The organism is Stenotrophomonas sp. GSD10 (assembly GCF_056172695.1).
In genome coordinates this window covers 4423311-4438183 of sequence record NZ_JAOCMC010000002.1, presented here as the reverse complement: position 1 = coordinate 4438183, position 14873 = coordinate 4423311, and the positions used below count along the sequence as shown (strand labels likewise).

General features: G+C 68.0%; 9 protein-coding genes, 3 pseudogenes and 1 riboswitch. Of the genes and pseudogenes, 9 read left to right on the top strand and 3 right to left on the bottom strand.

All coding sequences use genetic code 11. From position 1 onward, the window contains the following. Positions 1 to 378 precede the first annotated feature (378 nt). Both N4G47_RS20565 and N4G47_RS20560 read left to right on the top strand, forming a co-directional pair. Positions 379 to 855, top strand: a complete 477-nt coding sequence (locus N4G47_RS20565) for an XAC0231 family protein (RefSeq protein WP_249842262.1) — start codon at positions 379 to 381, stop codon at positions 853 to 855. 69 nt (positions 856 to 924) lie between these two features. Continuing rightward, the gene (locus N4G47_RS20560; protein ID WP_165375963.1) at positions 925 to 1404 is read left to right on the top strand and encodes a tRNA (cytidine(34)-2'-O)-methyltransferase; all 480 of its coding nucleotides are present in this window, start codon (positions 925 to 927) and stop codon (positions 1402 to 1404) included. Between the two features lie 93 nt (positions 1405 to 1497). On the opposite strand, the gene N4G47_RS20555 is transcribed toward N4G47_RS20560, so the two are convergent. Then, positions 1498 to 2661, bottom strand: coding sequence for an acyl-CoA dehydrogenase family protein (locus tag N4G47_RS20555; protein WP_049435445.1), 1164 nt, complete (start codon positions 2659 to 2661; stop codon positions 1498 to 1500). 257 nt (positions 2662 to 2918) lie between these two features. Here N4G47_RS20555 and N4G47_RS20550 point away from each other — a divergent pair. After that, positions 2919 to 4594, top strand: a pseudogene (locus N4G47_RS20550) (electron transfer flavoprotein-ubiquinone oxidoreductase). Positions 4595 to 4659: 65 nt separating this feature from the next. After that, complete coding sequence (locus tag N4G47_RS20545) at positions 4660 to 5061, top strand: c-type cytochrome (RefSeq protein WP_475289801.1); 402 nt, start codon at positions 4660 to 4662, stop codon at positions 5059 to 5061. Here the strand turns inward: N4G47_RS20545 and N4G47_RS20540 are convergent. After that, positions 5055 to 8667 (bottom strand): annotated as a pseudogene (locus N4G47_RS20540) (ATP-binding protein). The gene N4G47_RS20545 and the pseudogene N4G47_RS20540 overlap by 7 nt on opposite strands. 75 nt (positions 8668 to 8742) lie before the next feature. Here N4G47_RS20540 and N4G47_RS20535 point away from each other — a divergent pair. The 5 genes and pseudogenes from N4G47_RS20535 (at position 8743) to pnuC (ending at position 14259) form a co-directional block, all read left to right on the top strand. Further along, positions 8743 to 9381 (top strand): response regulator, encoded by a 639-nt coding sequence (locus N4G47_RS20535; RefSeq protein ID WP_057496460.1) that lies wholly within the window; start codon positions 8743 to 8745, stop codon positions 9379 to 9381. 189 nt (positions 9382 to 9570) lie between these two features. Beyond that, entirely contained in the window at positions 9571 to 9963 is a 393-nt protein-coding gene (locus N4G47_RS20530; RefSeq protein WP_475289800.1) for a glycine zipper 2TM domain-containing protein, read from the top strand. A 126-nt stretch (positions 9964 to 10089) separates the two neighbouring features. Then, the gene (locus N4G47_RS20525) at positions 10090 to 11214 is read left to right on the top strand and encodes a phosphotransferase enzyme family protein (protein WP_475289799.1); all 1125 of its coding nucleotides are present in this window, start codon (positions 10090 to 10092) and stop codon (positions 11212 to 11214) included. A gap of 112 nt (positions 11215 to 11326) precedes the next feature. Next, positions 11327 to 11422: riboswitch (TPP riboswitch) on the top strand. Between the two features lie 70 nt (positions 11423 to 11492). Further along, positions 11493 to 13681: pseudogene (locus tag N4G47_RS20520) on the top strand (TonB-dependent receptor). Between the two features lie 8 nt (positions 13682 to 13689). Continuing rightward, positions 13690 to 14259 (top strand): nicotinamide riboside transporter PnuC, encoded by a 570-nt coding sequence (gene pnuC / locus N4G47_RS20515; protein WP_475289798.1) that lies wholly within the window; start codon positions 13690 to 13692, stop codon positions 14257 to 14259. A gap of 106 nt (positions 14260 to 14365) precedes the next feature. Here pnuC and N4G47_RS20510 read toward each other — a convergent pair whose 3' ends face one another. Beyond that, positions 14366 to 14779: a TonB C-terminal domain-containing protein gene (locus N4G47_RS20510; protein ID WP_475289797.1), complete on the bottom strand. Its 414-nt coding sequence runs from the start codon at positions 14777 to 14779 to the stop codon at positions 14366 to 14368. Positions 14780 to 14873 lie beyond the last annotated feature (94 nt).

Below are 14873 nucleotides of genomic sequence, written 5' to 3'. Positions count from 1 at the left end.
GCCTGCGCCCGCAGTGGCCGGAATCGGTCGGCAGTCACTGGGGGTGTTTGCCCCTCTGCGCCATCCACGCGCCCTTCGCGGCCCGGTAGAGGCGGTCACATGCCCCCGCAAGCGGCGTCCGGACAGTGTCCGCCGCCCATCGAATGGACAGGTGTCCGCCCAGCGGACACTTTCCAGACCGACAAAAACCCTTGTAAATCAATGATTAAAAGTTGGCACGGGGATTGCTTGGTACTTCCTGCGCCAGGAAGGGCTTCAGACGAAAGCTGACTGAAGACTGAACAAATGCAGGAAATCGAAAATTTTCCTTGCAAGCCCAGAATCGGTGTACTACCTTACTACCACACCACTGCTCACCAACACTAAACAGGCCCCGTCATGAACGCCAAGACCATTGCCATCGCCATCGCCCTGATCGCCGGCACCGCGGTTGTTTCGTCGGTGCAGGCCTCCGAATCCATCAAGACCCTGGACACCGTGCAGGTCCGCCCGGCCGCCGACCAGCTGGCCCAGCAGGCCTGGGAACGCGCCAGCGGCATCCCGACCCTGGCCACCGTGGAAGTGCGCCCGAGCGCCGACCAGCTGGCCGAGCGCAACGGCTACGTCGCCGCCCCGGTTGCCGCCGCGATGCCGATCACGACCCTGGCCTCGGTGGAAGTGCGCCCCAGCCTGGAACAGCGCGTCGCCCTGGCCGCCGAACTGGAAGCCCAGCGCTATGCCGCCACCCTGGCTGCCGCCGCCACCAACGTCGCCCACTCGGTGATCGTCAACCTGCCGGCCCTGCAGGTGCGCCCGAGCGCCGCCGACCTGCAGGCCCTGGCCACCGAAACCGCCCAGGTCCTGCTGCGCCCGTAAGCGGTGCCGCCCTGCCTCGCGCAGGGCGTGCGCCGTATGGGCTGCGGCCGCCGCAGGTACACTGCGCCGATGAATGCCGCGCCCCAGTTCCACGTGATCCTGTTCCAACCGGAAATCCCGCCCAACACGGGCAATGTGATCCGGCTCTGCGCCAACACCGGCGCGCAGCTGCACCTGGTCGAGCCGCTCGGCTTCGCACTGGAAGACAAGCAGCTCAAGCGCGCCGGGCTGGACTACCACGAGTATTCGCGCCTGCAGGTGCACCCTGATCTGGATACCGCGCTGGCGCGGATCGCACCGAAGCGGTTGTTCGCCCTGAGTACGCGTGCCAGCGTGCGCTATGACAGCGTGGCGTTCGAAGACGGAGATGCATTCCTGTTCGGCCCGGAAAGCCGTGGCCTGCCGCAGGACGTGCTCGATGCCCTGCCCGATGGTTGTCGCCTGCGCCTGCCGATGCGGCCGGACAACCGCAGCCTCAATCTTTCCAACACCGTGGCCGTGGTGATGTACGAGGCCTGGCGCCAGCACGGGTTTGCCGGCGGCCAGTAAGATCCACGCCATGCGCGAATGATCGCCTGGTAGATGCCGACCTTGGTCGGCACGGGAGCGCCAACCAGGGTTGGCACCCTCCAGAACCAGATGTCAGAACGCGTTGATGCCGGTCAGCTCACGCCCGATCACCAGCTGGTGCACGGTCTCGGTGCCTTCATAGGTGATCACCGATTCCAGGTTCAGCGCGTGGCGGATCGCCACATGCTCGGTGGTGATGCCGGCGCCACCGAGTAGATCGCGACACTCGCGGGCGATGTCGATGGCCATGCGGCAGTTGTTCCACTTGGCCAGGCTGACCTGCTGCGGTTGCAGCTGGCCGGCTTCCTTCAGGCGGCCCAGCTGCAACGCCAGCAGCTGCGCGGTGGTGATGCGGCGGGCCATTTCGGCCAGCTTGATCTGCGCGCTCTGCGTGGCCGCCAGCGGACGACCGAACAGCACGCGCTCCTTGGCATAGCCCAGCGCTTCATCCAGGCAGGCAATGGCCGCGCCGATCGGGCCCCAGCTGATGCCGTAACGGGCCTGGGTCAGGCAGCCCAGCGGCCCCTTCAGGCCCTTCACATTCGGCAGCCGGTGGCTGTCGGGCACGCGCACATCATCGAAGAACAGCGCACCGGTCAGCGACGCGCGCAGGCTCATCTTGTGCTTGATCTCCTGCGTGGTGAAACCGGCCATGCCCTTTTCCAGCACGAAGCCCTGGATGCCGTCCTCGGTCTGCGCCCAGACGATGGCCAGATCGGCCACCGGGCCGCTGGTGATCCACATCTTGCTGCCGCTGATGCGCCAGTCGCTGCCATCGCGCACCGCGCGGGTCTTCATGCTGGCCGGGTCGGAGCCGCCGTGCGCCTCGGTCAGGCCGAAGCAGCCGATCAGCTCGCCGCGCGCCATCGCCGGCAGCCACTGCTGGCGCTGTTCCTCGCTGCCGTAAGCGTAGATCGGGTACATGCACAGCGAGCTCTGCACCGAGACAAAGCTGCGCAGGCCTGAATCGCCGCGCTCCAGCTCCTGGCAGATCAGGCCGTAGCTGACCGCGCCGAGGTCGCCGCCGCCGTACTGTGCGGGCAGGGTCGCGCCGAGCAGGCCAAGCGACGCGATTTCCGGCACCAGTTCATCGGGGAAGCGCGCCTGGTCGAAGGCATCACCGATGATCGGCAGCACACGTTCGTTGGTGAAGCGGGCCACGCTCTCCTGCACCGCGCGCTCTTCCTCGTTGAGCAGGGAACGGACATCGAACAGATCGTACGGATGCAAAGCCATGGCACTCACACGCAGTCAGGACCGGGCCATTGTCGGTCATCCGGGCAGAGCGTGCCGACCAAGGTCGGCACCCACCCGGGCTGAGGCCGTTCGCTGCACTGCAGCAATCATGACGTGAACATCGCCGATCTAGCTCGATCACGCGCGGCCCGGTACCCTGACACATTCAAACAACCGTTTCGCCCGTGGCCGCACGCGCGATTCCCAGGCACCGCCGGTGGCCCCGATGCCGGCCCTACCCACGAGTCATGCAATCGATGAGCGCTGAAGCCAACGCCCTGCCCCCGCGTGAAGTAATGGAATTCGACGTGGTGATCGTCGGCGCCGGTCCTGCCGGGCTGGCCACCGCGATCCGCCTGCGCCAACGCGCGATCGAGGCCGGCCGTGAACTGTCGGTGTGCGTGCTGGAGAAGGGTTCCGAGCCGGGCGCGCACGTGCTGTCCGGTGCGGTGATGGACCCGCGCGCGCTGACCGAACTGTTCCCGGACTGGGCCGAGCGTGGCGCACCGCTGAAACAGAAGGTCACCCGCGACGAATTCCTGTTCCTCAGCGAAACCGGTTCGCGCAGCACCCCAACGCGCTGCTGCCGGAGTGCTTCCACAACGAAGGCAACTACATCATCAGCCTGGGTGAAGTGACGCGCTGGCTGGCGCAGCAGGCCGAGGCGCTGGAAGTGGCCATCTTCCCGGGCTTCGCCGCCGCCGAAGTGCTGTATGGCGACAACGGTGAAGTGATCGGCGTGGCCACCGGCGACATGGGCATCGAGAAGGACGGCAGCATCGGCCCGGCCTTCGAGCGCGGCATGGCCCTGCAGGCGAAGTACACGATCTTCGCCGAAGGCGCGCGCGGCCACCTGGGCCGCCAGCTGATCGCCCGCTACAAACTGGACGAAGGCAAGGACCCGCAGGCCTACGGCATCGGCATCAAGGAACTGTGGCAGATCGACCCGGCCAAGCATGAGCCGGGCCTGGTGGTGCATGCCGCCGGCTGGCCGCTGGACAGCGACACCTACGGCGGCGCGTTCCTGTACCACGCCGACGGCGGCAAGGTCGCCATCGGCTACGTGGTCGGCCTGGACTACAGGAACCCGTGGCTGAGCCCGTTCGAGGAATTCCAGCGCTTCAAGACCCACCCGGACATCCGCAAGCACCTGGAAGGCGGTACCCGCATCGGCTACGGCGCACGCGCGATCACCGCCGGTGGCCTGCTGTCGCTGCCCAAGACCGTGTTCCCCGGTGGCGCACTGGTCGGCTGCGAAGCCGGCTACCTCAACGCCAGCCGCATCAAGGGCAGCCACGCGGCGATCAAGACCGGCATGCTGTGCGCCGACGCCGCCTTCGATGCGCTCGCCGCCGACCGCCAGCACGATGAGCTGAGCGCCTACCCGAAAGCCTTCGAAGCCAGCTGGCTGTTCACCGAACTGCAGCAGGCCAAGAACTTCAAGCAGTGGTTCAAGAAGGGCCAGACCGTGGCCACGCTGATGACCGGCGTGGAGCAGTGGCTGCTGCCCAAGCTGGGCGTGCGCAACCCGCCGTGGACCCTGCACCGCACCCAGCCGGACCATGCCTGCCTGGAGCCGGCGGCCCAGCACACCCGCATCACCTACCCGAAGCCGGACGGTGTGCTGACCTTCGACCGTCTCAGCTCGGTGTTCCTGAGCAGCACCAACCACGACGAGAACCAGCCCAGCCACCTGACGCTGAAGGATCCGAGCATTCCGGTGAAGGTGAACCTGGCCGAGTACGCCGGCCCGGAAGCCCGCTACTGCCCGGCCGGTGTGTACGAGTTCGTCGGCGAAGCCGACAACGCGCGTCTGCAGATCAACGCGCAGAACTGCGTGCACTGCAAGACCTGCGACATCAAGGACCCGACCCAGAACATCGTCTGGGTGACCCCGCAGGGCGGCGGCGGCCCGAACTACTCGGGCATGTGACTGTCATGGGCTGCGACCGCGTGTCGCAGCCCATCGGTTCGCACGCGCCGCTATCCTGCCCGCCCATGCGCGTGCTCCCTGCCCTGATCGTGATGGCCCTGGCCCTGGCCAGCACCGCCTGCCAGCGCCCACCGGCCGTGCCGGCCACGCCGCAGCAGGCGCGCCAGCAGGCCATGCAGCGCGCGTTCGAACTGTGTGCCGGCTGCCATACCGTCCAGCCCGGCGGCATCCATCGCTTCGGCCCCAACCTGCACGGGGTGATCGGCCGTCGCGCCGGCAGCCTGCCCGGCTACGGCTATTCGGACGGCATGCGCCGCGCCGACATCACCTGGACCGCGCAGACCCTGGATGCCTTCCTGCAATCGCCCACCCATGTGGTACCCGGCACCCGCATGTACAACGCCTTTCCCAGCGCCGAACGCCGCGCGCTGGTGATTGCCTACCTGCAGCAGCTGCCCGATCAGTGAGCCAGGCGTTGCAGCTGTTGCCGCAGCCGTGCCACGAAGGCTTCGACCGCCGCGAACAGCTCCGCCGGATTGGATGCACCGGCGGCGTGCAGGCGTTCGACCAGTGCGCCGGCTTCGCTGGCCAGCGCCGCCGCACCTACCGCGCCCAGCCCCCTGCCTGGCGATGCAGGTGCAACGCCACCGTTGCGGGGTCGCCGCTCTGCACCGCACGCAGCACGGCGGTCAGATCACTTTCGCTGGCCTGCAGCAGGCTGTCGCGCAGCTGCTCGGCCACCGCGCGTGAGCCGAACTGCCGCTCCAGTGCCGCCAGGTCGGGCATCACCGCGCTGTCGCCGGCACGCTCCGGCGCCGGCGCAGCGTACGCCTGTGCCGGGGCTTGTCGCTGTCCCTGGGCCTGCGGCAGCCAGCGCAGCAACGCCGCGCGCAGCGTTGCCAGCGTCAACGGCTTGGCCAGTACCGCATCCATGCCGGCCTCGCGGCAGCGCCGCGCATCGTCATCGAGCACGCTGGCGGTCAAGGCCAGCACCGTCAGCCGTGGCTGGCCATTGCGGCCCTCGCGTTCGCGCAGCAGCCGGGTGAAGCCGAATCCATCCAGAACCGGCATCCGGCAATCGGTGATCACCAGATCGAACGACTCGGTCAGCAACCGGTCCAGGGCCTGCTGGCCGTCACCCTCCAGCACGTAGGGCACGCCCAGCTGCTGCAGGCGCCAGGCCATCATTGCCTGGTTGGTCGGGTGGTCCTCGATCACCAGCACCCGTGCCTGGCGCAGCGCGGCCGGCAGCAGCGCGGCCTGGTCCTGCTCGGCCACCAGCGCGGCGGCGTCTTCGCTGCCGGCTTCCACCAGCGATACCCGCACTTCAGCGCGCGTGCCTTCACCCAGGGCGCTTTGCAGGGTCAATTCGCCCTCCATCATCTGCACCAGGCGCTGGCAGATACTCAGGCCCAGGCCGGTACCCCCGTGGTCGCGCTGGATATAGACACCGACCTGGGTGAACGGCTCGAACAGGTGCTGCAGCTGCTCCGGCGCAATGCCCATGCCGGTATCGGTCACGCTCAGGCACAGCGGTTGCACGCCTTCATCCGAGGTCGGCCCCAGCACATCCAGCTGCAGGCGTACTTCGCCCTGGGCGGTGAACTTGATGGCGTTGCTGAGCAGGTTGAACACGATCTGGCGCAGCCGCACACCGTCCACTTCGTGCGCCGCCGCCAACTGCGGATCGATCTGTACCTGCAGCGCCAGGCCCCGTGCGCTGGCCTGCGCGGAGAGCAACCGGCACACGCTCTCCAGCAGCGGCCGCAGCGGTTGCGGCACCGGCTCCAGGCGCAGCGCACCGGCTTCCAGCCGTGAGTAGTCGAGAATGTCGTCGAGGATCTGCCGCAGCATCTGTGCAGAATCATCGATCACCCCCAGGATGCGCTGCTGTTCGGCATCCAGTGGCGAATGCGCCAGCACCTCCAGCATGCCCAGCACGCCGCTCATGGGCGTGCGGATCTCGTGGCTCATGGTGGCCAGGAAGCGCGATTTGGTCTCGGCGGCCTGCTCGGCCTCGGCCTTGGCCGCCGCCAGCGCATCGGCCTGCAGGCGTGCCTCGCTCACGTCCACCCAGTATCCGCTCCAGGTCACCGCGCCTTCCTCGGTGGCATAGGGATGGGCGTGGCTGCGCACCCAGCGCGGTGGATCGTCGTCGCCGCACAGGCGGAACTCGAGCGTCAGCGGCGCGAACTGGCGCGCGGCCTGCTCGATCGCTCGCTCGATGCCGTCGCGGTCGTCCTCCTCGATACAGGCCAGCAACGCCCGCGCGTCCTGCTCGGCCTGCTGCCGGGAGATGCCGAACAGCGCCTGCAGATCGCCTGCGATGAACGGGAACGACAGAATGCCATCGGCACTCCGGCGCGCCTGGTAGACGACCGCCGGCAGGTTGTCGGTGACCTCGGCCAGGCGTTGTTCCAGCTGACGCCGTCCGACCACCTCGCGGCGCAGGCGCCAGTAGCCGATCCCGTGCACCAGCAACGCGGTCAGCAGCACCAGCAGCAGCGGTATGCCCCAGCTCAACAGTTGGCTCCAGTCGACGCCGCTGCGGTATTCCACGGCCAGCCAGGTGCTGCGCAGTGCCTCCCGGCTGCCGGGGGTCATCTGCAGCAGCAGGCGGTCGAAGGTGGTGGCCAGCGCCGCGTGGCGGCGTTCCACCGCCAGCACCAGCTGGTCATTGAAACCGGCGGGCGCGGCCACCTGCAGCCGCCCCGGAAAGCGATCGCGCAGCAGATGGTCCACCAGCGCCAGGTTGCCGATATAGGCGTCGGCCTCGCCATCGAGCAGGCGCTGCAGGGCCTGTTCGGCACTGCGCGCGGCAATGATCCGGGCCCGCGGCGCCTGCTGCAGCACATAGCCGCGCACGCGCTCCGGGTCGGACAGCAGCACCCGCTTGCCCTGCAGATCGGCCAGGCCCAGCACGACCCCGCCATCGCTGCGGGTCACGATCACGTTCGGCACGCTGATGAAGGGTTGGCTGAATACCCACTCCGGCCCCAGGTAGCGCGAGTCCGAAGGGATGCCCATCACCGCCTGCAGCTCACCGCGACGGGCCTTTTCACGCACTTCGTACCAATCGTGGCTGTTTTCGGCCTTCAGGTTGGCCCCGGCCTGCATCAACCGGCGCAGGTATTCACCCGCCAGGCCACTGGGCTGGCCATCCTCGCCGCTGAACGACAGCGGCGCCGCGTTCGGCGCGAAGCCGATCTTCAGCGGTTGCTGCAGCACCCGCTTCTCGGCCTGGCTCAATGCCAGCTGGGCCGACGCCGACCACTTCGGTGGCATCAACCAGCGCTGCTCCAGTGCATCGCGCTGGGCCTGGCTGGTCGCGGCCAGGGCCAGATCCAGCGCTTCGGCCAGGGGTTGCTTGCTGTTGGGCACCCCGAAATGCAGCCGCTCGGGGGCAGATCGCTGGGCCGCAGCAGCACCACGCCCTGCAGGCGCTGGCTGGCGATCAACTCGGTCGCGACAAAAGCATTGCCGATATAGACATCGGCCTTGTCGTCTCTGACCATCTGCAAGGCCGTCAGCGTGTTGATTGCGACAAGCTGGCGGGCACGAGGGAAGCGTGCCCGCACCTGCGGGGCGGTCAGGAAATCCTGCTCGATCACCACCCGCAGCCCGTCCAGGTCTGGCGCCTCGGAGGCACGCAGGTCACCGGGGCGGCCGACCACCGCCAGTGGCGCTTCGCCGTAGGCGGCGGTATAGACCATGCAACGGGTGCGGTCGGCGCTGAGACCGACATTCATCACCACGTCGATCTCGCCACGGCAGGCCGCATCCAGCACGGAAGGCCAGTCCGGATAGCGACGGCCCTCAACCTTCACGCCAAGCTGACCGGCGAGCAGCGCCAGGTACTCCGGCCCCAGGCCGACCTGCTGGCCCTCGCGCAGGGATTCGAAGGGCGGCCAACCGCTGTCATACTGCCCCACGACGAGGGTCGGATGCGCCGCCAGGTACTGGCGCTGCACCGGGCTCAGTGGCAGCAGACCAGACGCCCCCTGTGCCAACGCATCGGGCACCACCAGCATGGCCAGCAGCAGGAGCAGCCCACGAACAGCCCACCTACCCATCTGCGTCGATCTCCCAGAATCCTGCCAGGAACCGCGAAGGTCGCGGTCCGGCGTGCCCGATGGCCATACTAGAGCATGAGCTTGCGCATCATCATCGCAGACGACCACCCGGTGGTCCGTATCGGTACCCGCGCCGTCATCGAGTCGAGCGGGGTCGGCCGCGTGGTCGGCGAGGCTGACAGCGCGCAGGCGCTGATGGCCATGCTGGGCAGCCAACCCTGCGACCTGCTGGTCACCGACTACTCCATGCCGGGCAGCCCGCAGGCCGATGGCTTTGCCATGATCGGGATGATCCGTCGCCGTCATCCGGATCTGCCGGTGCTCATGCTCAGCGTCTCCAACAATCTGGCGATCCTGCGCATGGTGCTCGACAGCGGCGTGCTCGGCCTGGTCGACAAGAGCTCGTCGATGGACGAGCTGCCGCAGGCCATCCAGGCCGTCTACCGCGGGCAGACCTACATCAGCCGCAGCCTGCGCGAGCGGGTTGAGACCGCCGGCAGCTGGCGCATGCGCGAAGGCGATGGCAAGCCGCTGTCACCACGCGAGGTGGAAGTGCTGCGGCTGCTGGGCACCGGCATGACCGTCAAGGAAATCTCGTTGCAGCTGCACAAGAGCGTCAGCACCATCAGCCGTCAGAAGGGCGATGCCATGCTCAAGCTGGGGCTGAAGGGGGATGCCGAGTTGTTCGACTACCTGCGCGACGGAAAAATCTGAACACCGGCCATCGGGCGGAGGAACTTTCAGGCCGCCTTCATGGCGCCTGACGCTAGATGAATGCGCACGCCGCTCGGTCGGCCAGGCAATGTTCCGGCAATGTGGGGACGTCAGCGTGGTCTCCACGGCAGCCGGGGCGCCCCCGCCCTCCCTGCCCCGCGTGGCATGCACCTCACAGGAGAACCGAACATGCTCAGTACTTCCGCACTCAGCTTCCGTGGTCTGGCGATGGCTCTGGCACTGGTTGCCGGCGTGGCCGTGGTCAGCGATGCCAGCGCGATGTCGAGGAAGGACAAGCGCACCCTGGTCGGTGCCGTGGTCGGTGGCGTGGCCGGCAACCTGCTGTCCAATGGCGACCCGGCCGCAACCGTCGGCGGTGCCGTGGCCGGCGGCGCGATCGGCAACCTGACCACTTCCGACCGCCACGACCGGCGTTACTACGACAACCGCTACGACCGCCGCTACGACCGTGGCTATTACCGCAGCGGCTACTACGACCGGGGTGACGACCGTCGCTGGCAGCGCGAGCGCTACTACGACAACCGCTACTACCACGACCGGGGCCGTCATCGCGGCTGGTAAGCACACCCTGCGGCACGGCGGCTGATCGCCTGACGACGGGCGGGTCCATGACCCGCCCGTTTGCGTTGCCGGCGGGCATGGCGTTGAATGCGCAGCCTTGGATGTGACTTCCCCATGGGCTGCGGCATGACTTCTTCTTCCCACCGCGTGCAGGGCCTCAACAACGACGAGGTTGCCGCCGACTGGCCACCGATCAACGCCGCTGACATCGCATGGCTGAGCGCCCGTTACCCGCAGCTGGGCGAACGCAGCGTACCGCGCTGGCACAGCCCACGCCCGCTGTCGGCCGCCGCCATCGTTGCCGGACCGCATGGCCCGGTGTTCATCAAGCGCCACCACCACAACGTGCGCAGTGCGTCCTGCCTGGAAGAAGAGCACCGCTTCATCGCCCATCTCGCCGCCGGTGGCGTGCCGGTGGTGCAGGTGCTGGCCTCGGCCGATGGCCAGACGGCCGTCGAGCACGGTCAATGGACGTATGAACTGCACGCTCTGGGCGTGGGCGAGGACCTGTACCGCGATGCGGTGTCGTGGTCGCTGCTGACCGACGTCGCACAGGCCCGCGAAGCCGGTCGCGCGCTCGCGCAGCTGCACCGCGCTGCGGCCAGCTACTACGCACCCCAGCGCAGCACCCATCTGCTGGTCGCACGTGACGATCTGATCCGCGCCGACGATCCGATCGCAGCAATCAAGGCCGACCTGCCTGCACGCCCGGGGCTGGCGCGCTATCTCGCGCGCATCCCGTGGGAAGCGCAGCTGCGCCGCGATGTATTGCCCTGGCATGCGGGCCTGGCCGAGCGCCTGCGCGACGAACCGCGGCTGTGGGCACACAACGACTGGCACGTGTCCAATCTGCTGTGGCGCGACGGCCAGGTCAGCACCGTGCTGGATTTCGGCCTCGCCTCACCCACCAGCGCACTGTTCGACCTTGCCACCGCCATCGAACGCAATGCGGTGGCGTGGCTGGAGCTGGAACGCGGCAGGGAGGCGGTGCGCATCGATATCGCGCTGGCGTTGCTCGAGGGCTATCGGCAGGTGCTGCCGCTGTCGGCCACGCGCGTGCAACTGCTGGCGGACCTGCTGCCGATGGTCCATTTCGACTTCGCACTGTCCGAAGTGGAGTACTTCGAGGGCATCACCGGCTCCACCGCGAATGCCGACGTGGCCTGGCAGCCCTTCATGCTGGGGCATCCGGCGTGGTTCCGCAGCGCGCCGGGGCAGGCACTGCTGCAGGCGCTGCGCGCCGCCGCCTGAGCTGGTTGGCGCACCGCCGGGGACGCATCATTTGGGTCAGAGCCCTTTCCTGCGGAAAGGGAGCCGACCCCGGGCGGCGCTCGCAAATCCGTACCATTTGTAGTGAAATGGTCATCTGAAGCGGGGGTGCCTGGATCTGCCAGGCTGAGAGAGTCCCTTGGAACCTGATCCGGTTTGCACCGGCGTAGGGAGCTTTGAGCCGCAGCCACACCCCCGTTCCGGGCCGGTGCACCTGCGCGCCGTCGCTTCGTCTCCCTTGTTGTCCGAAGACGAATCGAATGAACCGCTGCCTGCGCCCCACCCTGCTCGCCCTCGCCCTCTGTGCCGCGCTGCCGTTGCATGCCAGCGAGGCCGATGCCTCCCCGATGCGGCTGCCACCGGCGCCGAACGCTCGCCGACCGAACTGGCGGCGGTGCGCGTGCAGGCCGGCAAACCGAAGACCGATACCTCGCGCGTCAACGCCTTCGGTGGCGGCAGCTGGAAAGACACGCCGGCCTCGGTGAACGTGCTCGAGCGCGATTACCTCGACCGTCGCCAGGTGCGCACGCTGTCCGAGCTGGCCAGCAACGATGCCTCGCTGGGCGATGCGTATGCGCCGGTGGGCTACTACCAGAACATCGCCATCCGCGGCTTCGCGCTGGACGCGGCCACCGGCTACCGCTTCAACGGCCTGTCCATCGCCGGCGAACAACGCCTGGCGCTGGAGAACGTGCAGGCGGTGGAGATCCTCAAGGGTGAAGCCGGCCTGGCTGCAGGCGTGATGGCGCCGGGCGGCATCATCAACTACATCGGCAAGCGTCCGGCCGAAGTGCGCACCGCCACGCTCGGCACCGATTCGGAAGGCTCGCGCTATGTCGCCGTCGATGTCGGCCACTGGATCACCCCGCGCTTCGGCCTGCGCCTGAACGCTGCGTGGGATTCCAGCAACTCCTATGTCGAGCACGCCGATGGCCGCCGCAACTTCTACTCGCTGGCCGCCGACTGGCTGATCGGCGAACGCGGCAAGCTGGAAGTGGATGCCAACTACCAGACCAGTTCGCAGCGCTCGGTCTCGGGCTACCAGCTGCTGGGCGCACGCGAGCTGCCGCGTGGCGTCGACCGCGAACACCTGCTGGGTTACCAGCCGTGGCAGCGCCCGGTGGATATCGCCAGCACCAACATCACCGCCCTGCATACCTACGATTTCAACGACGCCTGGCAGTCGCGCGTCTCGGTCGGCCACAGCCGCTCGGTGATCGATGACAACGTCGCCTTCGCCTACGGCTGCTACTACGCCGCACAATGTGCCGACGGCAGCGTGCCGGGCAACTACTTCGCGCCCAACGGCGACTACGACGTCTACGACTACCGCAGCCCGGACGACACCCGCCGCAACCAGCAGGCGCGTGCCGAGCTGCGCGGCCGCTTCGAGACCGGCAGCGTCGGTCACCAGCTGACCGTCGGTGCCGACTACTTCCGCCGCACCGTGGACAAGCGCCCGAGCGTCAACGAGTACGTCGGCACCAGCAACATCCACGAAGCGCCGGTTCCGGTATTTGAACCGTCGCCGAAGATGCCGGGCCCCTCCGCACGGCGCCTGGACAGCCGCCAGACCGCGTTCTTCGCGCTGGATCGGATGAGCTTCGGCGATGACTGGCAGTGGCTGGCCGGCGGCCGCTTCGTGCGCCTGGACGAGCGTGCCTACGACAAGCGCGGAAACCCGCAGCGCCACAGCCGACTGTCGCGCTTCCTGCCACAGACCGCGCTGGTGTGGAAGGCCACTGACCAGCTCAACGCCTACGCCAGCTACGTGCGCGGCATTTCGCTGGGCCAGGAAGCGCCGTTCTGGACCAGCAACGCCGATACCTTCCTGCCGTCGGTGCAGTCGCGGCAGTTGGAAGTGGGCGTGAAGTACGTGCCGGTCGAAGCACTGACGCTGGGCGCGGCGGTGTTCCGCATTTCGCAGCCGTACCAGTACGCCCAGCCCGACAACAGCGACGTCGGCTACACCTTCGTCGAGCAAGGCACCCAGACCCACACCGGCCTGGAGCTGACCGCCAATGGCCAGCTGACCGACGCACTGCAGATCGTGGCCAGTGCCAGCGTGCTGCAGGCGCGCGCGCGCGATACCGGCACACCGGCCTATGAAGGCCATCAGCTGGTGAATGTGCCGAAGGTGCGCGCCAGCGTGCATGTGGCCTACGCGCTGCCGTTCGCGCAGGGCCTGGATGTCACCGGCGGCTGGCGCTACGCCGGTGCCAACGTCGCGCGTGCCGATGGCGGCGTGCGCGCACCGGACTATTCGGTGTTCGATGCCGGCCTGCGTTTCCAGCATCGCCTGCAAGAACGTGCGGTGACCTGGAACCTGTCGGTGGACAACGTGTTCAACCGCTTCTACTGGCGCGATACCGGCAGCAGCGGCGGTGACTACTACCTGTTCCCCGGCGCACCGCGGCAGGCGCGCCTGTCGGTGACCTTCGCGCTGTGAGCGGCGCCGTGCTCGAGTGGACCGCCGCGCTGTGCAGCGTGCTGGGCGTCTGGCTGATGGCCCGGCGTCAGCTTGCCGCGTGGCCGGTGGGCCTGCTGTCGGTGGCGCTGTACGGACTGGTGTTCGCCGAGGCCAAGCTGTACTCGGACACCTTGCTGCAGGTGATCTTCGGCGGCTTCCTGGTCTATGGCTGGATCAACTGGCGCCAGCATGCGGCCGACGAAGGCAGCATCCGCATCGTGCCACTGGCGCGCGGCAAACTGCTGCGCGACCTGGCCATCGGCGTGGGTGGCAGCCTGGCGCTGGGGGCGGTCATGCACAGCTTCACCGACGCCGCGCTGCCGTGGCTGGATGCCCTGCTGACCGGGCTGAGCCTGGTCGGGCAGTGGTGGCAGGCGCGCCGGCACGCCGCCTGCTGGTGGGTGTGGATCGCGGTGGACGTGGTGTATGTGGGCGCCTACCTGTTCAAGTCACTGCACGTGACTGCAGCGCTGTACGTGTTCTTCCTTGGCCTGGCCGTGTTCGGCCTGCGCGCGTGGCAGGCGGCGGCACGCGCACCGCAGGTAGCAACCCGGTAGATCCACGCCATGCGTGGATGGGGTTTACCGGTAGTCGCCAACCTTGGTTGGCGTGCGTGCCGACCAAGGTCGGCATCTACCCAGCACATCCACGCGTGGCGTGGATTTACCGGGTAAGCACCAGGCCCAGGCGCAGCGGCTGGCGCATGTCCGCCGGTGGCGCCGGCAACGGGCTGGCCTGCAGCGTCGCGCGCAGATCGGCATCCACCTGGGCGTTACCCAGGCTGTCGAATGCCAGCTTCGAAATGCGCCCATCGGCGGTGATCCACAGGCTTACCGGCAGCGGTGCCGGCATGTCCGGGTGCGCCTGCAGCCACGCCAGCACACGCTGCGCCTGCGGGTCCTGTTCCTGCTGCAGGCGCTGCTGCAGCTGCCCACCTACGGCAGCGGCATAGGCCATCCAGTGCGCAGGTGCCTCCTGCGCGGACACGCTGCCACTGCCCAGTGCCAGCGCACCGAACAAGGCGGCCAGCGGTCGCCACCAGCGGCGTGCGCCGTTCCTGTGTCCTGCTGCAGCCATCGCCTGCCTCCTGCACTCGCATCCAGCACGACATGGTCGGCGCCATAGATGACAGGCAGATGGCGGCCAGTAGAGTCGAGCTTGCTCGACTACC

Coding starts and splice junctions, on each gene's coding strand:
- N4G47_RS20565 (WP_249842262.1), top strand. CDS start 379: ATGAACGCCAAGACCATTGCCATCGCCATCGCCCTGATCGCCGGCACC.
- N4G47_RS20560 (WP_165375963.1), top strand. CDS start 925: ATGAATGCCGCGCCCCAGTTCCACGTGATCCTGTTCCAACCGGAAATC.
- N4G47_RS20555 (WP_049435445.1), bottom strand. CDS start 2,661: ATGGCTTTGCATCCGTACGATCTGTTCGATGTCCGTTCCCTGCTCAAC.
- N4G47_RS20545 (WP_475289801.1), top strand. CDS start 4,660: ATGCGCGTGCTCCCTGCCCTGATCGTGATGGCCCTGGCCCTGGCCAGC.
- N4G47_RS20535 (WP_057496460.1), top strand. CDS start 8,743: ATGAGCTTGCGCATCATCATCGCAGACGACCACCCGGTGGTCCGTATC.
- N4G47_RS20530 (WP_475289800.1), top strand. CDS start 9,571: ATGCTCAGTACTTCCGCACTCAGCTTCCGTGGTCTGGCGATGGCTCTG.
- N4G47_RS20525 (WP_475289799.1), top strand. CDS start 10,090: ATGACTTCTTCTTCCCACCGCGTGCAGGGCCTCAACAACGACGAGGTT.
- N4G47_RS20510 (WP_475289797.1), bottom strand. CDS start 14,779: ATGGCTGCAGCAGGACACAGGAACGGCGCACGCCGCTGGTGGCGACCG.